This window comes from Planococcus sp. S3-L1 (assembly GCF_030063085.1).
Taxonomy (GTDB): Bacteria; Bacillota; Bacilli; order Bacillales_A; family Planococcaceae; genus Planococcus; species Planococcus kocurii.
In genome coordinates this window covers 122828-142415 of record NZ_JASISN010000002.1, presented here as the reverse complement: position 1 = coordinate 142415, position 19588 = coordinate 122828, and the positions used below count along the sequence as shown (strand labels likewise).

Genomic DNA, 19588 nt, shown 5'->3' with positions numbered 1-19588 from the left:
AGCTGCAAAATCGCAGCTCTTTTTTTATTTGGTTATTATTCTGCTGTAATTGCTTTTTCTTCACTCACAGCAAGATCAGACAAGTAAATGCCAGTTCCATCACCGATTGCATAATTCAATACGCGATTGTTAACCGGGCTAAGTAATGCGCGATATAGAGTCGGGAATACCGGCACTTCATCAACCATCAACTGCTGCCACTCTTTGTATACGTCTTGACGGTATGTTAAATCGAATGCTTCTGGTGAACGGCCTTCTTTTAAAAGACGCTCGTTGTCTTCGTTTTCCCAGCGAGCAAAATTGTATAGAGCTTCAGCTCCGTAAAGACCTGAAGGATCTACGTCAATTCCAACTCCCCAAGCTGCTTGGTAGACATCTACTTCTGGATCGTCTTCTCCGCCGTTACCAACACGGTCGTAGAATGTATTAAACTCAAGCATTTCCAAGTTTACCTTTAATCCAACTTTTTCCCATGATTGTACATAGTATTGAGCTAATGGCTCAGCAGTGTCTCCACCAGTCATCGAAATAAAGTTGATTTCAAGTGGTTTGCCTTCCGGATCTTCACGGAATCCATCATCATCCGTATCAACATATCCTGCATCATCCAAAAGCTTCATTGCGGCTTCAGGATCATACGCTCTTCCTTCGTTTTTATCGTCATGGAATTCAGGATGCGACGGTGGAATCAATGTTGTTGCATTCCAACGTAATCCATTATAGAAACGCTCGCCAACTGCCGTGTTGTCTACCGCATGCCACATTGCTTGACGAAGTTCGACATCGCCCATTTTCGCATCTGGGTTAGGCGCTACTACGTTTTTCTCTGCATCCCATGTTCCAAGTTTAAAGCCAATATACGTATAAGCACGATCAATCGTACCTAAGTATTCAACGTTAGACATTTCAGCATTGTCCGGGAATTGATCTACTGGGAAATCACTGATCAAGTCAACGCCACCCGTTTCCAATTCTTGAACAACTGTTGAACTGCTAATTACTTTGATTGTCACACCATCAAGTTTTGGTGCTCCGCGCCAGTAGTCTTCGTTTTTAGTAAGCGTTACAGACTCACCAGGTACGATGCTGTCTACTTTAAACGGTCCAAAACCAATTGGGTTTTGACGAACTTCTGGTGAAGATGAAATATCTGCTACTGCCATGTCGCCAAAAATGTGCTTCGCTAGTGGATATGACCAAATGCTTCCTGTTAATAGAGAAGGTGTTGATTCGATGTACGTAATTTTCAATGTCTTCTCATCAACTACTTCAATGCCTGAAATCGTATCAGCTTTTCCGCTGTTATACTCTTCCATTCCTTCAATGTTCGTGAAATCAGAGTTGTAGCGAGGACCGTCGTAATCTTTGTTACCGATTACTTCGTGCGCAAACTGCCAGTCTTCAGCAGTTACAGGCTCGCCGTCGTGCCAGTTGACATTATCGCCGATTTTGAATGTAAATGTGCGTTCATCTTCTGAAATTTCATATGTCGCAGCTCCATCATTTGTATACACGTAGTTTTCATCCCACGTTAACAAGCCTTCATCAAACCAGTTTAAAATTTCTGCATCTGGTGCACCAGAGTAGAAGTTCCAGTTTAACGTTCCTTCAAATACCGTATCGGATACTAAACCAAATGTAATCGTTCCACCATCAATGGCTTCGCCTTCATTGGTTTTAACATTGCTAAAATCTTCTATTGAATACATGCCGTCTTTCTTTTTATCTCCGTCTTCAGCGCCTTTGTCGTCGCCGTCTTTCGCTTTATCGTCACCGTTACAAGCTGCCAAAATCAGGACAAAAGATATGATTAAAAAGAGTAAAAACTTAGACCTGTTATTCTTCCCCATTCTTTATTTCCCCCTCTAGTTTTAAATGAAATAATTGCTGTATACTGAATTGTTCTAGCCGCAGTTCAATTTCTCCCCCTTCTCCCCCTAATTTGTTACCCTCTTCGCTGCCGGGCATCGGTAGCGCGTTTTAACGCTTGCCCAACATTATTTATACTAAGCATCAATACTAAAATTAGAATTGATGCAGGTAACCAAATCCACCATCTCAGCTCCAGCGTCTGAGGATTTCGTGCGTAACTAATCAACGTCCCCAGACTTGGAGTTGACTCTGGAAAACCGAATCCTAAAAAGGACAATCCAGATTCAATTCCGATATTTGCCGCTAAGTTTAATGTCATCGTCACGATGATGATCGAACTTAGGTTTGGTAACACTTGGAAAAACATAATTTTAAAATCGGACGTCCCTAATGTTTTAGAGGCTTTTACGTAATCCAACTCTTTTTCTTGTAATGCTTTAGACCGAATTAGACGGGCGATTCCCATCCATAAGAAAGCCGTCATGATTAATGAAAACGATACAATGCTATAACCAGGGACAGCCGTAACAAAAGCGATGACAATCATAAGCGTTGGCAAAACCATGAAAAAGTCGACAAAACGCATGAAAACATTATCAACAGTGCCTCCGTAGTATCCGGAGATCAGTCCGACCAATATGCCGATAATTCCTGTCAGTAACGTAACGATGATTCCAATAGCCAGAGAGTTACGCGTCCCAATAATCAATTGACCAAAAATATCTCGTCCGCCGTAATCGGTGCCGAGCCAATACATCTCAGATGGCGCTTCATAAAGAGCAAACAAGTCCACTTTAATGATTTCAGCTTGATCCAAAATAATGGATGTCCCGAATACGCCAGCAACAATTAGAAATAAAAACAATAAAGAAACAAAAGCTACTTTATCTCGTATTAATTCTCTTAGCAATATACTAAATCCAGATGGGCTTTTACCGAGATCCAAATCTGGAATTTGTGTTCCAACGTCTTTATCAAGTCTCATAGTTACACCTCAAAATTATCATTTATTATTTAATCCGGATACGTGGATCTACTAAACTTAAGATGATATCTGATAATAACGCACCAATAATTGCGGCAAGTCCGAATAACAGAACAAGGGCTGTCATGACGCTATAATCACGCAAACTAATAGAAGATAGGAATAACTCACCCATTCCTGGATAGCCAAAAATGTTTTCGATGAATATGGTTCCCCCAATCAATCCTGTGATTTCGTATCCAAAGAATGCTGCAATTGGAAGCAACGAGTTACGAAGTACATGGCGGTTATAAACCCGTGATTCAGATGCCCCTTTAGCGCGAGCTGTTACGATAAAATCTTTTTGTTTCGTATCAATAATCTCACTTCGTAAGTACTGAACGGTGGATACGGTAGTAATTAAAGCCATCGATAATGCCGGTAATAATAAATGATTTACTTTACTGATGAAATAGGCAAAGGTTCCTGGTTCTGTACCAGGTGCGACACTGCCGCTTGTCGGGAACCAACCAAGTTGGAAACCAAAAATGAACAACATCACTAATGCGAAAATGAATAAGGGTGCTGCAAAGCCAATGTACGTATAACCTGTAATCGCACGGTCCAACCACGTGTCATTAAAACGACCACTAATGATTCCAAGAGGAATAGCGATCAAATACGTTAAAATCAATGTTGCTAAAGACAACCACAACGTATTAATCATTCGCCCGCCAATTAATTCAGATACTGGCATTTTAAAGCGGAATGATTGACCAAAATCACCTTGTAAGACTCCTTTAATCCAGTCGATGTACTGCACATACCAAGGATTGTTTAACCCGAGACGTTCACGCATTGCCTCGATAGTAGCGGGATCAATACTTGGGTCGATCAATCCTGTTAATGCATCTCCTGGCATGGCTTGAGCTAAAATAAAGACCAATAAACTTAATACAATTATTTGCGGGATAGTGATCAGTGTTCTGCGAACAATTAATTTCCACATACCATTCAACCTCTCTCAGCTAACGCTACTTGGTGGGTAGCTGAAATTGATTTTAACGAGTAGGGCAAACCTTCTTCATCAAAAAAGTCTTTTTCCAGCCGGTCATATTCAGCTTTTACCAACTTACGATTTTCATAATGCATATCTCGATTGCGTGGATTACTATCTGGAATAGCTGCTATTAAACGCTTCGTATAAATATGCTGTGGATTGGTAAAAATTTCTTCTGCTGTGCCATTCTCAACATATCTCCCTTTATACATAATGCCAATATGGTCACACATATGGCGAATGATTCCTAAATCATGACTAATAAATAAATACGTTAAATTTAGTTCTTTTTGGATTTCACGCATAAAGTTTAATACTTGAGCTTGGACCGATACATCTAATGCAGAAACAGGTTCATCAGCAATAATCAATTTGGGATTTAAGGCAATTGCCCGGGCAATACCGATTCGTTGACGTTGCCCCCCAGAAAATTCGTGAGGATACTTGTAAATAGCCTCTGGACTAAGTCCTACTAATTCCATCAGTTCTTGCACACGCATCCGTTCTTCTTTTGCAGATAATTTTTCATAGTTGCGGAGTGGTTCAGCTACTATATCTGCGACTCTTTTTTTGGGATTGAGCGATGAGAAAGGATCCTGAAAAATCATTTGAATATCTTTTCGCACATCAATGTACTCTTTTTTGCTAACTGTTGCCAAGTCTCTACCTTCAAACAGAACTTTTCCTGAAGTAATGTCATTTAATCCGATAATGGCACGACCGGTCGTTGTCTTTCCAGACCCCGATTCTCCAACAAGTCCATAAGTTTGACCTTGTTCAATCGAGAACGATACGCCATCTACTGCACGGACATGATCTTGTACCGTTTGAAAGACACCGCCACGAACAGGAAAGTGAACTTTTAAATTTTCAACTTCAATTAGCGACATAATTGTGTTCCTCCTCGACTTTTTCTGGAAAGTAGAAATCCTTGTAGCACGTACAGCGCACAAAGTGGCCTGTGCTTATCTCATGGAGTTCAGGTGAAGCCTCATGAGAAGAATCATCAATCCATGGGATACGAGAAGCAAAGCGACAGCCAGTTCTCGGTAACTTTTGTAAGGAAGGAACCACACCTTGAATAACATGAAGATCTGATTTCACTTCTGATAATGTTGGAATCGAATTTAATAATGACCGTGTGTACGGATGCTTCGGGTTTTCCATTAAGGTATAGATATCAGCGATTTCTACGATTTGTCCGGCATACATAACAGCGACTCTGTCGGCCATTTCAGCGACTACACCTAAATCATGCGTGATCAGAATAATGCCAGCATGAATGGTCTCTTTTAGTTCTTTAATCAAATCCAAAATTTGAGATTGAATGGTTACGTCCAGCGCAGTTGTCGGTTCATCGGCAATCAGCAACTCAGGCTGATTGGAGATGGCCATGGCGATCACAATACGTTGACGCATACCACCTGACAATTCGTGTGGATACTGATGATATGTTTTTTCTGGTCGCGGAATGCCGACCTGGTTTAATAGATTGATCACTTGTTTTTTTCTCAAACTCTTTGAGTTTTTCGGATTGTGAAGGAATATCGCTTCATCAATCTGAGCGCCCACTACCATAAGTGGATTTAGCGCAGACAGCGCATCTTGAAAAATCATCCCCATTTCGCTGCCTCGCAACTTTTTCATTTGAGCCGGATTTGCCGTTACTAAGTTATTTCCTTTATAATTGATTTGGCCTTCTATTTGGGCTCTTGTATGAAGACCCATAATGGAGAACGCAAATGCACTTTTTCCGGAGCCAGATTCCCCCACAATTGCCAACACTTCATTTTTTTTAACATTCAAGGAAACATCATCAACTGCAGCATAATAATTATCTTTAATTCTAAAGGACGTTTTTAGATTTTTGATTTCAAGCAAAACTTCATTCACATTTATCCTCCTCAAAATAAAGCGTTCTACCACTTCTTTTAACGTCTCACATTCTTTATATCCTAATAGTTTAAATATTCAGACTTAAACAGATAAAAAATGCCTTCAAATTGACGTTTGTCTTTCTAGTAATGATTGAGTTCACATCTTTTATTCACTATATTTAGAATAGCACAATAATTTAAGGTGTCGATAGTTTTTTTCATTTTTTATAAAATTATGGGTTTTTTTCTTTTCTTTTACTTTTTATAAGCATAAAAATGGCAATCTACAGGATCTCCCGTAGATTGCCATTTTTGTCTTGTTACACTTTCTTGAATACTAACGAAGCGTTATGTCCACCAAATCCAAGTGAATTGCTCATCGCGTATTCAAATTCTGCTTTACGTGCAGTGTTTGGAACATAGTCTAAATCGCATTGTTCGTCGGGTGTTTCGTAATTTGTCGTTGGAGGCATAATGCCTTCTTGTAATGCCAGTGCTGTGAAAATCGCTTCGACTCCACCGGCAGCTCCAAGCAAATGACCTGTCATGGATTTAGTTGAGCTCATTCCTAATTTATAAGCATGTTCGCCAAAGACTGTTTTGACAGCCATTGTTTCATACAGATCGTTATAAGCCGTACTGGTACCATGTGCATTAATGTATCCAATATCCGTAGTTTCAACGCCTGCATCTGCCAAAGCTTGTGCCATTGCACGAGCTGCACCTTCGCCACCTTCAGCAGGAGCAGTAATGTGATAAGCATCTCCTGTAGAACCATAGCCAACGACTTCCGCATAAATCGTAGCACCTCGTGCTATCGCATGTTCATATTCTTCAAGAATAACGATACCTGCGCCTTCTCCAATGACAAAGCCATCGCGGTTTTTATCAAATGGACGAGATGCTGTAGCGGCATCTGTGTTTGTTGTCAAAGCTGTATTTGCTGTAAATCCAGCTACAGATAATTGCGTGATAGGCGCTTCTGCTCCACCTGAAATCATCACATCTGCATCGTTACGTTGAATAACTTTAAACGCATCACCAATCGAATTAGTGCCTGAAGCACAAGCTGTTACTGAACAAGAGTTGATTGCTTTAGCACCAAAGTAAATTGATACTTGGCCAGAAGCCATATCCGGAATAATCATCGGAATTAAGAACGGACTAATGCGACGAACGCCTCGCGTATTTAGTACATTCATTTGACTTTCGATTGTCTCCATACCGCCAATACCCGAACCAATCCACACACCTGTCCGCAAAGCTGTTTTGTCATCTAGTTCAAGCTTGGCATCTTTCATTGCCATGATCGAAGCAGCTAGCGCATAATGCGTAAAACGGTCCATTTTCCGAGCATCTTTCTTTTCAATATAATCTTCTATCGAAAAGTCATTTACTTCTGCAGCCACTTTCGCTGAATACAAATCTGCATCTAATCGTGTTAAGGGACCGACTCCAGATTTACCACTTTTAACAGCTTCCCAAGTAGTTTCAATATTGTTACCTAACGGTGTTACAGCACCAATTCCCGTAATAACTACACGGCGATTTTCCATTCTATCTTCTTCCTTTCGCATACCTAATTATTTGCCCCACTTCATAGCAATAGCGCCCCAAGTCAAGCCGCCACCGAATCCAACCATCACGATAACATCATCGTCTTTAACACGGCCTTCTTCTAAGTCTTCGACAAGAGAAATTGGGATTGAAGCTGCTGAAGTGTTACCATATTTTTGAATTGTTTTTGACATTTTTTCAACTGGCAAGCCTAATCGTTCTCTAGATGCTTCCATAATACGAATGTTCGCCTGATGAGGAATCAAAAAATCGACATCTTCTTTTTCCAAACCTGCTTTTTTGATGACATTTATTGCAGATTCGCCCATTTGGCGCACAGCAAATTTAAAGACTTCGCGGCCATTCATTACTAAATACTCGTCCTGATAGAGGTGTTTGCCTCCAGAACCATCAGCACCGAGTTCAAAAGATAAAATACCTCGCCCTTCAGAAACTTTCCCAATAACTGCAGCTCCAGCTCCATCTCCGAAAAGAACAGCCGTGTTGCGATCTTCCCAGTTAGTAATTTTCGATAGTTTTTCAACACCTACAACCAATACATATTTATAAACATCCGAATCGATGAATTGTTTTGCAGTAATAACTCCATACATAAATCCTGCGCATGCAGCTGAAATATCCATAGCCGCAGCATTAACAGCTCCTATTTCTTGCTGAATCACACAGGCCATCGATGGGAAAGGTTGATCAGGTGTAACCGTCGCCACTAAGATTAAACCGATTTCAGCTGGATCAATACCAGCATCTTCAATCGCTTTTTTTGCCGCTTCACGCGCCATGTCAGAAGTGTCCTGATCGTCTTTTGCAATCCGACGTTCTTCTATGCCTGTCATAGTGCGGATCCACTCGTCGTTCGTATCCATGCGCTGCTCTAATTGAAAATTCGTCAATCTTTCTTCTGGCAGGCATCTGCCCATACCGACTATTCCAGCATTCATCTTATGTCCCTCATTTCAATTATCATCATATATTAGTACCTGGTGTTAATAATACGCCATACTATACTCAATTTCAACTAACTGACATATTTCCGACAAAAAATATTCATTCTCTACAATCTTTCTTTCTGTCTTGAAGAGCTTATGCTATGATTAAACTAGATATTCTATGTAGAGGTGAAACTAGATGCAATATATTGGAACATTTTTTTGGTCATTCTTACTGATTTCATTAGTCAACTACGTGGTAAGTGCAGTACAAAACGTACCTTTCGACTTTATGGTCGGCGTTTACATTTCGATCGTATTTTCAATTTTAATCTTCGTTATGGTAGCGGTTATTCCTAGCGAACCAACTCCTGAAAAACACTAATAAGAAAAGAAGCGTAATCCGGAATTCCGGATTACGCTTCTTTTTTGTTGATAACAATTTGCTTATTATCGTCCATGGTTAATTCCAATTCGGTATGGGCAACAATTCCGCCTCCAATTAATTCCCGGGCAATATTTGTTTCAATCGTACGCTGGATAAAGCGTTTTAATGGTCGCGCACCAAACACCGGATCGGTTCCTGCTTCAACGATATAGTCAATAACTGAATCATCTACGGTTAGTTTGATTTGTTGTTTACTCATACGAACGGCTAGTTCAGCAATCATTTTCTTCGCTATGCCATAAAAATGAGCGTTGTTAAGTGCGTGGAAAATAACAATATCATCGATACGGTTCAATAGCTCAGGTTTAAAATGTCTGCGCAATTCTCCCATCACAATGTCTTCAATATCGTGTTCATTGCTCGCATCGTTAATATAGGCAGAACCAATATTAGAAGTCATAATGACTACCGTGTTGGAGAAGTTAACTAATCGTCCTTGGCTGTCAGTGATACGGCCATCGTCTAATATCTGCAGTAAGATATTGGCAACATCCGGGTGTGCTTTTTCAATTTCATCGAGCAATACAACGGAGTACGGATTCCGGCGCACGGCTTCTGTTAGTTGGCCACCTTCTTCGTAACCGATGTATCCCGGAGGTGCCCCGACCAAACGTGACACACTGTGTTTTTCCATATACTCTGACATATCGATTCGAATAAAATGATCTTCCGAATCAAATAGATTTGCGGCCAGCGATTTTGCTAACTCTGTTTTCCCTACGCCTGTAGGTCCAAGGAAAATAAAAGAGCCAATCGGTTTTCTTTCATCTTTAATACCCGCACGCGCTCTCCATACAGCTTCTGTAACCAATTCGACTGCTTTGTCTTGACCAATTACGCGCTCTTTTAACGTCTCACCTAAACGCAATAACTTTTCACGTTCACCTTCTACTAATTTTGTTACCGGAATTCCAGTCCACCTTGCGACAATTCCTGCAATTTCTTCTTCCGTTACTTCTTCGCGCAGTAAGCGCTCAGTACCCTCTTGTTCTAAAGCGGCTTCTAGTGCGACTAATTCTTTTTCGAGTTCGGGAATTTTGCCATGCTGTAAGACAGCCGCTGCATTCAAATCATAACGATTTTCAGCATCTTCTAATTGTCTGCGGAATTGGTCTAATTGCTCACGTTTTTGTTGAATTTTTTTCAATGATTCTTTTTCTTCCGTCCATTGACTTCTCATGCCAGACGAAGAGTCGCGCAGTTCAATAATTTCTTTACGCAAGGTGTCGAGTCGTGCTTTGCTTGCTACGTCTTTTTCTTTCATTAACGCTTGCTCTTCAATTTCTAGCTGCATCAGACGACGCGTTACTTCATCAAGTTCTTGAGGCATTGAATCGATTTCTGTACGAATCATCGCACAAGCTTCATCAATTAAATCAATGGCTTTGTCAGGCAAAAAGCGTTCTGTAATGTAGCGGTCCGACATAGCAGCCGCTGCGACAATCGCACGGTCATGAATTCGAACAGCATGATGTAGTTCAAAACGTTCTTTTAAGCCACGCAAAATCGATACCGTATCTTCAACAGACGGTTCGCGCACCAGTACTTGTTGAAAACGTCGTTCTAAAGCCGGATCTTTTTCGATATGCATGCGATACTCATCTAGCGTAGTCGCACCAATGCAATACAGTTCTCCTCTAGCAAGCATGGGCTTCAGCATATTCCCTGCATCCATTGCTCCTTCAGTTTTCCCTGCTCCAACAATCGTATGAATTTCGTCGATAAACAAAATAATCTGACCTTCGCTATCTTTCACTTGCTTTAAAACGGCTTTTAATCGTTCTTCAAATTCTCCACGGTATTTAGCACCAGCAATTAACGCACTCATGTCGAGTTCGTAAATGGTTCGGTTTTTTAATCCTTCTGGTACGTCGTTACGAACAATGCGTTGAGCTAATCCCTCAACAATTGCTGTTTTACCAACACCTGGTTCACCAATCAACACGGGGTTATTTTTTGTTTTACGCGATAAAATTCGAATTACATTACGGATTTCCTGATCTCTACCGATAACAGGATCCATTTTTCCTGATTGCGCTTGTTCAACCATATTCCGGCCAAACTGCTCCAATGGAGATTTTTGTTCTTCGTTATTCTGGGATTGAACCATTTTATCCACTCCTTTAAAAGTTTGACTATCTTTGACTAATTAAATTATAGCTAATTATTCACTGTTAAGCAATTATTTCGACCTTTTTTTAGTACTCGTATCAAACAAAAAACCCTCACTGGAATAAATCCAATGAGGGTTTTTTACGTACTATTTATCGAACGCCAAGTGCCATTTTTGCATAGCGTGACATATGTTCTTTGCCCCATACTGGCTGCCAGACGATTTTTACATCGACTTCTTCTACTTCAGGTAGTTCATACAAAGCAGTTTTAACCATTTGCACGATCTGTGGTCCCATTGGACAACCCATAGACGTTAACGTCATCGTCACTACGGCAAAACCATCTTCTGTCAACATCACATCATAGATAAGCCCAAGATTAACAATATCGACTCCTAGTTCAGGATCGATTACTGTTTCTAACGCACCCATCATACTATCTTTCATATCTTGATCCATCTAAATCCCTCCCTTACTATTAAAACTATCTTAACAAACTTCATATGAAAATGGAATCGACATGCTTAGTTAGATAAATACTTCGCGAGCCATTCTGTCGCTTCAAGCATCCCTTTTCGGCTTACTGCATGTCCCGCTTCTCTTTCCCGAGTAAAGGTTATTTTTTCTGGTACCGCTTCGTAATGCTTCTTAAGTTCTTTATACAAGCGATAAGTTGGTTCAAAAGGTACCGTCATATCTTGTTCGCCGTGCCAAAAATAAATGGGACGGCCATTAAACTTCGCTTGATGTTGAACACTGTCAAAAATCGCTAAAGTCGAAAGCATTCGTTCACGCTCTTCTTCACTAACTGGCAGCTTGAATCCTCTTGATTCATATTGGGCCATTTGTGCTTGCGCTAATTCTACATAATTCCCTGCACCCATCATTACTGCAGCTACTGAAATCCACGGATAAACTGTCATTGCTCCTAGAGTGGTAATCCCACCCATAGAAGTGCCACCTACTCCTGGTTCTCCAACTACTAAGTCTTGCTTGTGCAGTTCTTTGTGTAAAAAGGCTAATTCTTCTATAGACGTCAGAACAATTTCCCAAAATCGCAGGCTGATCTGAACATTATCCAATCCTTCACTTCGTTCACCGTGAAGATGCGCATCCGGCAAAATTACACGAAGTCCTTTTTCAGCCAATTGGTAAGCGTAATGCAAGTTATGTTCTTTTGCACTCGTATGGCCATGAAAAAAGACAACCGTTGGCAATGCGACTTTTTCGCATTGATCTGGTGTTATATGAAGCAACGGTATGTGCCCCCAAATTTGTCGTTGAACTCTCAACTAAAATCACTTCCTTCACCTCTAATCGTACCAATCTTCTCGATTCCCAGCAAACGCCGATTCTCTCTAGCGAAAAGTCTTTTCCTCCTCTGAAATTTTTGACGAATCGCTTGTACTATCGCTACACTAGGAATAGATAGAAAGGAGACGGCTATTTTTATGAAACAACATTTAATTGTTCTAGATTTAGACGGCACATTATTGACCGATCAGAAAGTTATTTCCCCGAAAACAAAACGAACGTTAAATAAAGCAATGGAAGCAGGACATGAGGTAATGATTGCTACGGGTCGACCTTATCGTTCAAGCGAAACTTTTTATAAAGAGCTAGGACTAACAACCCCCATCGTCAATTTTAACGGTGCATTTGTCCACCATCCTACAAACAATCATTGGGGAACACATCATACACCAATCGGATTGAACGTTGTCCATGAAGTGGTAGAGTCTATGCATAACTTTGATTTCCATAATATTGTGGCAGAGGTCTTAGACGATGTGTATGTCCACCATCATGACGAAAAACTTATGGATATTTTTCGCTTTGGTGATCCTACAATCACAACTGGAGATTTACGCAATTACTTAAAAACAGATCCGACGTCTATTTTGATTCATGCTCCATATGAACGCGTACAGGAAATCCATGACCATTTATCTTCTGTACATGCAGAAGTAATCGATCATCGCCGTTGGGGAGCTCCGTGGCACGTGATTGAAATTGTGAAAAGTGGGATGAGTAAAGCCGTTGGACTAGATCGTGTTTCCAAATCAATGGGCATTGCACGAGAAAACATTATTGCTTTTGGTGACGAAGACAATGATCTTGAAATGATTGATTTTGCAGGAGTCGGTGTTGCCATGGGCAATGCCATTGAACCGTTAAAAACGATTGCCAATGAAATCACGTTAACTAATAACGATGATGGCATTGCTGAGTTGTTAATAGAGCGGTTGAAGCTGTAACTACAAAAGGGGGATTGACTATGAGACTATTTGCTGACAGCGCATCTGATCTGCCAAAAGACTTTTTCGAAAATGAAAACGTTGTTTTATTGCCGCTTCGTGTTCATATTGGAGATCAGGATTTCGAAGACATTCGAGGCATTCAATCCATTAAAGTGTTTGATGCAATTCGTGGTGGTGATCAACCTAAAACATCCCAAGTTTCACCTGAAGAAATGTGGTCAGCTTTTGAACAGCTGGCAAAAGACAAAGACGAGGGCTATTATATTGCCTTTTCTTCTGAGCTATCAGGTACTTATAATACAGCCGTAATGGTGGCAGATCAGGTACGTGAAGAATACCCGGATTTGAAGCTAACAATACTAGATTCAAAAGCCGCTTCGCTTGGCTACGGACTGTTAGTAAAAGAAGCCGCAAAATTGCGCTCCGCTGGACAGCCTCTCGAAACTATTATTAAGAAAACTCGTTTGATGATTGATCATTTAGAAAGTCTGTTTACTGTAGAAGACTTAGATTATATGGCTAAAGGCGGCCGCATTTCCAAAGGTAGCGCTTTTGTTGGCGGGTTATTAAATATTAAGCCATTGCTTCACGTAGAAGATGGCAAACTTGTACCGATTGAAAAACTTCGAGGACGTAAAAAAGTGATCAAACGGATGATTGACCTAATGAGAGAACGCGGAACTCAATTAGATCAACAGACAATTGCCATTAGCCACGGTGACGACGCAGAGTTTGCGGCTTTACTAAAACAGGAGATTGAAAGCAACTTCCACCCGAAATCCGTTGAAGTCCATATGATTGGTTCGGTCATTGCTGCACATACGGGTCCTGGTACACTGGCAGTATTTTTCTTCAATACAATTGACTAGGAGCTGATTGACGATGAACAAAATAGTTATTGTAGGCGCAGTTGGCGGAGGCGCTACTGCCGCAGGTCAACTGCGCTTCTATGATCCAGACGTGCAGATTATTGTTTTTGATCGTGATTCGACGATGTCTTATGCAGCATGTGGAACGCCGTATGTTATAGGCGGTGTCATCGAAGATGAAGAGTCAATCATTATGACCGATCCCAAACGATTTAAGAAAAAACGAGATATCGATGTTCACATGAGACACGAAGTAATCGCAATCGATCGAGCAGCCAAAAAAGTGCTTGTGCACAATCTGGAAAGTGGCGAACAATTTGAAGAGTCATACGATGCCTTAATCTTAGCTCCAGGTGGTTCTGCAATTGTTCCTAAAATCGAAGGTCTAGATACATCGAAAGTCTTTACCTTACGAAATTTTGAAGACATGCAAAAAATTGACCAGTTCATCAAAACTGCACAACCCAAAAATTGCGTCGTTTCAGGTGGTGGCTTTATCGGGCTAGAAATGGCAGAAAACCTTAAAAACATTGGCTTGGACGTTTCTTTAGTGCATAGATCCCCAACCATTATGTCTATTTTGGATACCGATATTTCATTAATGATCGAGAAAGAACTGGCACTTCAAGATGTTAAATTAATTACTGGAACAGAGATCAAAAAAACTGAAGGCAAAACCATCCACCTGTCAAATGGCATTGACATACAAGCAGATTTCATTATTATGAGTGTTGGTTTGAGACCGAATACTAGACTGGCTATGAAAGCGGGCTTAACAATTGGTGAAACTGATGGTATTGAAACAAATGAATTTATGCAAACAAATGATCCATCGATTTACGCCATTGGAGATGCTTCAGAGAATTTTGATATGGTAACGGGATATCCCAAAAGAGTTCCACTTGCTTCTCCTGCGCATCGTCAAGCATTTATCGCAGCGAGTCACCTTACGGGCAACAAGGTAGCGAAAAAAGGTTTGCTCGGAACTTCCGTCTTGAAAGTTTTCTCATTAACTGCTGCAATGACAGGGTTAAACGAAAAAGCGATTCAAGATAAAAATTTAGCTTTTGCTACAGTGACGCATACCGGCAATTCGAATGCGGGTTATTATCCTGATCATTCCGAAATCACGTTAAAAGTCCATTACGATCCACAAACCCGTAAGATTTTAGGGGCACAATGTATTGGTGGCAAAGGCGTTGACAAACGAATCGATGTCATTGTGACAGCAATCTATGGTGGGTTGACGATTGACGATTTGCAGGCACTCGAACTTTGCTATGCACCTCCCTATTCATCGCCGAAAGACCCAATTAATATGGTAGGTTATAAAGCATTAAGTAAATAATGCCAACATCAAAAACAGGCAGAAAAAGCAATCCGCTTTTTCTGCCTGTTTTATTTTTTCGGATTATTTCGGATTTTTCTCAACTGTCGACTGTTTCGCTGCATCTGCTTTACGTTGTTTGCCTTTACGCCAAACAAACCACAAGAACATCATGAACACAACATACATAACAACTAGCGTTGCAATGTATGCAGAGTTGAGTTTACTTTCTTCTGTTACGTGGAACACTTCCGCGATTTCTCGATCTTGTGTTATTCGGTAATCCCCATTATCTCCTTGGCGAATAATATCACTTTCAAATAATCCACGTAATTCCTGTCCTTGTCCAATGACATCAGCTGATAGGTTAATGCTCTTTGTTGAAGACGCGTTGTTAATAGCAACAATCCATGATTCTTCGTTATTCGAACGTTTATAAACGAGCCATCCATCTTCATCGTGTAGCACTTCCAATTCCCCTGTTCGTAATGCTTCAGACGAATTACGCAATGACGTCAAGTTAGTGATGTGATCAACAAGTTCCTTATCTACGGCCATATCTAAAATTTGATGAGATTCATCCAACTCTGTCCCATTCATAGCAGATTCTGAACCGTATTGAACGACTGGAATTCCAGGCATCGTCAACAACTGAGTCAACAATAGCGTCCAGCGTGTCGGCGGAAATCCATTTTCCGCTACAATATCTGCTGTAAATCGAGATCCAGTCAATGAATCTACTTGAATCAAGTTGTTTTTGCTTTGCTCCATGATCGTCGTTACGTCAGTCATATCCTGATCAAAATTCTTATAAGCCGCACGTAATGTCTTTTCCACACCAGGCACCACTACCGCATCGAATGCACCACTGTCTGCCATTTCTTGATCACTTAAAATGTAACTATCTCGCACCTCTTTTATCGCTTTAGAAAAATCGCTAACAAAAGCTGCATCTAATTTTTCTGCATCTTGTAGTCGGAACCCGTCAACCTGATAGGCTTCACTAAATTCTACAAATGTAGCAATTAGCGCTTCTTGGACCTCTGTGTTTGCTGTATCTAGTGCCAAGCTACCGTCTTCGTTTTCTGTAAACCATTCTGGGTTTTCAACTGCCCACACATGATCTGCACTTACTTGTTGCGTCGGAATATCCACAATTACTTTCATTTCTTGATTATGGATTTCATCTACCAAGGTTTGAAATTCTTCTTCTGTACCAAAATGACGCTCGAATTTAGTATAGTCTTTTACTGTTTTGCCATCATATGTAGCTGTTGAAAATACAGGTCCTATTGAAAGAGCTGTAAAACCCATTTCTTTCGCAAATAATAGTTCACTGGCCATTCCATCAAAATCGCCACCATTAAAAGCCGCAGGATCTAATGCATTTACTTCATAATCATTATTAATCTTTTTATTGAAATAACGGTCAACTAACACATCATAGATAAGTTCATCTTTAAGTTCCCGCTCTTCTGCAGCAAACACTGGATTGACTAGTGCCAGTAGCAGTACAGTTGTTATTATGCTCAAAATCCATTTTGTCTTCAATTCTAAGTCCTCCTTCAATGAGGTTGTTGGTACATTCCACCCGATTCATTTTATCAAACTCCAGCTATCGCCGCCATGTAAAGTTAGTGTTTCAGCACTGACTTGCTGGAGTTTCGTCTAAACTGTGAAAAGTTGCATAGAAAAAGACAGGTGCTAGATGCACCTGCCTACTTTCCTTAAAAGAAATCCAATCCGATTGGCAACATGAAACCGATGAACATTGTTGCAAGTAAGAACAAGACAAACAATGCCCAGAACATCGTAACTGGTTTTTGTTTTTTCGAACGGACCAACACCATCTCCATCATTCCAATTGTCAAAACACCCAATAAGAACTTAATGCCGTATAACATTGCATCATAGGAAGAATGGGCGATAAACAATGTTAATCCTGTAATGATGATCAAAACATAGAACAATCTCAAGACCATGTGCAAAATTTTACGGCCTTTACTGTCGCGCTGCATAAATGCGGCGATCAGAAACAAAATGACTGCAACAACCCATGTCGTGATGTGTAAATGTGTAGTGTCTGTAAAAATGCTCAAAAGCTCACCTCTTCTAATAAAGTCCTTTCCAGTTTATCACAAGTTGGACGATGGGAAGAGCCTATATCTTATGACAAATGTGTGACGAGAGTCCCAATGGATTCAATCGACACTTTAATCGTGTCTCCCGCTTTTAGGAATTTTGGCGGATTGAAACCTTTGCCCACTCCAGCCGGTGTCCCAGTAAGAAGAACATCCCCTGGTTCCAGCGCAATATATTTTGATACTTCCGCTACAAGGTCATCCACACGACGGATCATGTTTTCCGTGTTGCCGTTTTGGCGTACCTCATCGTTAACTTTTGTGACGATTGATAGATTTTGTGCTTGTGGGATTTCATCTTTTGTGACGATGTATGGACCTAATGGACATGAGCCCGACAAGCTTTTCCCAAGAAAATACTGTTGGTGTTTTTGTTGCAAGTCCCGTGCAGTCAAATCATTTGCAATGGTATAGCCAAAAACATAGTCATAAGCCATTTGCTTTGGTATTTTGTGTCCGGCTTTACCAATAATAACAGCTAATTCGCCTTCGTAATCATAGGAATCCGTTACATCACTGTGAACCGAGACGGTTTCACCGTCAGCTGAAATACAAGTAGCCGACTTTGTGAAAACTACTAAGTCTACAGGAGCTTCTCCACCCATCTCTTTTGCATGATCCGCGTAATTCTTTCCAACGCAGATGATATTTTTCGGCGTTCTCGAAATTGGAGCTAACCATTCAATTTCTGAAAAAGAGTGTTTGAATTCTTCAGAGCGGTCAGATTGGACAGCGGCTTCCGTCAATTTACGGATTTGTTCAACAAATTCCATTCCTTGCGGGATTCCTTCAATCAATTGTGTAGGAAACGCAGGTAGAACTTCTAATTGCTGTTGAATCGCAACTAAATCCCATACAGCTTCTTCCTTTTTAACTTTTGGTCCAAATCCTTCTTTTCCTTCATAGCGAAATGATAACAGCTTCATTCGTCAAACACTCCTTTTCTGTGGTTGAATTCATTATACACATTCACGGTTTTGAATTGTTAGTTTTTTCGAAATTATTTCAATAAGTCCATTTTCTCCAGACACTTTCAAGCGGTCCACGCGAAAACTTCTCAAACCACAGTTCCGCAAAAATAAGCTGAATCACGAAAATACCTATGGCAATCAATGTCCCCGTCAACAAATCCACTTGGCCATATAATCCCAATCCATATGAATAGAAAATCAGTGTTGCAAAAATAGATTGCGTAATATAAGTCGTTAACGACATGCGTCCTACTTTAGCAACTGGAGAAAGTAGTTTCTGCATCGCGTTGTTCTGAGCTAGTAAAGCAATAATCGCCGCGTAGCCAATTGCTACAAGCGGTCCTCCGAAAATATCTTGCAAATAAACAAAAGCATAATTCGGTTCTAATAGAAACGGCAAAGATTTTAGCGCCAAACCGATTAACAGTGGGACAATCGCTAAAAACAGCCACAATTTCCGCTTTTCCTGTGTTCGTTCAATTAATCGCCATTTTGCAGCAGCCGCTCCAACCATTAGAAATGGCAGAATGGTAGCTATTAAGATAACAAAGCCAACTAAATTATTACTATAGGACCAGTCAGCCAATCGCTGGCTAAAAATTTCCGCAAAACTCCCTGATTGATACGCTTGTATCGAACTTTCGATTTCCATATACCCAACATAAATATTCGGATCAGCGGCTACTGCTAAAAATAAAATACCTAGTAACAATACATGCGGTACTGTATAAATGATCGCACCAAATCCTACTAACCAACTGGATGGCAAACGAATCATGCCAATAAGTAAAAAGCCCATAATGGCGTAAGTGATTAAAATATCCCCATACCAAATCAAAAAGGCATGAATCATGCCGAATAACAGTAAAACCACAAGTCGTTTACTAGCCAAAGGCATAAAGGGACGTTCACTCGCTTCTGCACGCATGTATTGCATGGCTAGTCCATAGCCAAACAACATTGCAAAGAGCGGGTAAAAACTGCCTTGGATGAATATATCGATAACAAAATAGATTCCTTCATTCATCGCTCCATTAAACCATTTATATGGATCGATATAGAAAAAAGGCGAATGGAAAGCTAGCATGTTAACGATCAAAATGCCAAACAGTGAGAATCCCCTCATTAAATCAATCGCTGTTACTCGTTCTTGAATAGAAACTGGCTGTAAGTTCAAAAT

Annotated in this window: 18 protein-coding genes; 4 read left to right on the top strand and 14 right to left on the bottom strand. The window is 40.5% G+C overall.

From position 1 onward, the window contains the following. Positions 1-35 precede the first annotated feature (35 nt). The 7 genes from opp4A to QMF37_RS02750 all read right to left on the bottom strand — a co-directional run bounded on the left by opp4A (position 36) and on the right by QMF37_RS02750 (position 8289). The gene (gene opp4A / locus QMF37_RS02780) at positions 36-1850 is read right to left on the bottom strand and encodes an oligopeptide ABC transporter substrate-binding protein (protein ID WP_058384737.1); all 1815 of its coding nucleotides are present in this window, start codon (positions 1848-1850) and stop codon (positions 36-38) included. Between the two features lie 95 nt (positions 1851-1945). Continuing rightward, positions 1946-2857, bottom strand: a complete 912-nt coding sequence (locus tag QMF37_RS02775) for an ABC transporter permease (protein ID WP_058384736.1) — start codon at positions 2855-2857, stop codon at positions 1946-1948. A gap of 25 nt (positions 2858-2882) precedes the next feature. Continuing rightward, the gene (gene opp4B, locus QMF37_RS02770) at positions 2883-3845 is read right to left on the bottom strand and encodes an oligopeptide ABC transporter permease (protein WP_058384735.1); all 963 of its coding nucleotides are present in this window, start codon (positions 3843-3845) and stop codon (positions 2883-2885) included. Between the two features lie 5 nt (positions 3846-3850). Beyond that, a complete protein-coding gene (locus QMF37_RS02765) occupies positions 3851-4786 on the bottom strand; it encodes an ABC transporter ATP-binding protein (RefSeq protein WP_058384734.1) in 936 nt (311 codons plus the stop codon). Further along, entirely contained in the window at positions 4773-5789 is a 1017-nt protein-coding gene (locus QMF37_RS02760) for an ABC transporter ATP-binding protein (RefSeq protein ID WP_078080598.1), read from the bottom strand. Before QMF37_RS02760 ends, QMF37_RS02765 begins: the two co-directional genes overlap by 14 nt. A 304-nt stretch (positions 5790-6093) precedes the next feature. Continuing rightward, positions 6094-7329 (bottom strand): beta-ketoacyl-ACP synthase II, encoded by a 1236-nt coding sequence (gene fabF, locus QMF37_RS02755; RefSeq protein WP_058384732.1) that lies wholly within the window; start codon positions 7327-7329, stop codon positions 6094-6096. Between the two features lie 27 nt (positions 7330-7356). Then, positions 7357-8289, bottom strand: a complete 933-nt coding sequence (locus QMF37_RS02750) for a beta-ketoacyl-ACP synthase III (RefSeq protein ID WP_058384731.1) — start codon at positions 8287-8289, stop codon at positions 7357-7359. A 187-nt stretch (positions 8290-8476) separates the two neighbouring features. On the opposite strand from QMF37_RS02750, the gene QMF37_RS02745 reads away from it, so the two are divergent. Then, positions 8477-8662, top strand: coding sequence for a YjzD family protein (locus QMF37_RS02745; protein WP_283476431.1), 186 nt, complete (start codon positions 8477-8479; stop codon positions 8660-8662). Positions 8663-8693: 31 nt separating this feature from the next. Here the strand turns inward: QMF37_RS02745 and QMF37_RS02740 are convergent, their stop codons facing one another. The 3 genes from QMF37_RS02740 to QMF37_RS02730 all read right to left on the bottom strand — a co-directional run bounded on the left by QMF37_RS02740 (position 8694) and on the right by QMF37_RS02730 (position 12131). Further along, positions 8694-10835, bottom strand: a complete 2142-nt coding sequence (locus QMF37_RS02740) for an ATP-dependent Clp protease ATP-binding subunit (protein ID WP_078080599.1) — start codon at positions 10833-10835, stop codon at positions 8694-8696. A gap of 154 nt (positions 10836-10989) precedes the next feature. Further along, the gene (locus tag QMF37_RS02735) at positions 10990-11298 is read right to left on the bottom strand and encodes a metal-sulfur cluster assembly factor (RefSeq protein ID WP_058384729.1); all 309 of its coding nucleotides are present in this window, start codon (positions 11296-11298) and stop codon (positions 10990-10992) included. 65 nt (positions 11299-11363) lie between these two features. Beyond that, positions 11364-12131, bottom strand: a complete 768-nt coding sequence (locus tag QMF37_RS02730; RefSeq protein ID WP_078080600.1) for a prolyl oligopeptidase family serine peptidase — start codon at positions 12129-12131, stop codon at positions 11364-11366. A gap of 159 nt (positions 12132-12290) precedes the next feature. On the opposite strand from QMF37_RS02730, the gene QMF37_RS02725 reads away from it, so the two are divergent. The 3 genes from QMF37_RS02725 to QMF37_RS02715 are packed head-to-tail and all read left to right on the top strand — an operon-like array spanning position 12291 to position 15317. Continuing rightward, a complete protein-coding gene (locus QMF37_RS02725) occupies positions 12291-13097 on the top strand; it encodes a Cof-type HAD-IIB family hydrolase (protein WP_078080601.1) in 807 nt (268 codons plus the stop codon). 20 nt (positions 13098-13117) lie between these two features. Further along, positions 13118-13969, top strand: a complete 852-nt coding sequence (locus tag QMF37_RS02720) for a DegV family protein (protein ID WP_078080602.1) — start codon at positions 13118-13120, stop codon at positions 13967-13969. 13 nt (positions 13970-13982) lie between these two features. Further along, positions 13983-15317, top strand: a complete 1335-nt coding sequence (locus QMF37_RS02715; RefSeq protein ID WP_283476426.1) for a CoA-disulfide reductase — start codon at positions 13983-13985, stop codon at positions 15315-15317. A 63-nt stretch (positions 15318-15380) separates the two neighbouring features. Here QMF37_RS02715 and QMF37_RS02710 read toward each other — a convergent pair whose 3' ends face one another. From QMF37_RS02710 to QMF37_RS02695, 4 genes are all read right to left on the bottom strand, one after another. After that, complete coding sequence (locus tag QMF37_RS02710; protein WP_283476425.1) at positions 15381-16847, bottom strand: alpha-amylase family glycosyl hydrolase; 1467 nt, start codon at positions 16845-16847, stop codon at positions 15381-15383. Positions 16848-17023: 176 nt separating this feature from the next. Continuing rightward, a complete protein-coding gene (locus QMF37_RS02705) occupies positions 17024-17395 on the bottom strand; it encodes a YisL family protein (RefSeq protein WP_058384723.1) in 372 nt (123 codons plus the stop codon). 68 nt (positions 17396-17463) lie between these two features. Continuing rightward, positions 17464-18363, bottom strand: coding sequence for a fumarylacetoacetate hydrolase family protein (locus QMF37_RS02700; RefSeq protein ID WP_058384722.1), 900 nt, complete (start codon positions 18361-18363; stop codon positions 17464-17466). Between the two features lie 79 nt (positions 18364-18442). Next, the gene (locus QMF37_RS02695; protein WP_071154707.1) at positions 18443-19585 is read right to left on the bottom strand and encodes a DUF418 domain-containing protein; all 1143 of its coding nucleotides are present in this window, start codon (positions 19583-19585) and stop codon (positions 18443-18445) included. Positions 19586-19588 lie beyond the last annotated feature (3 nt).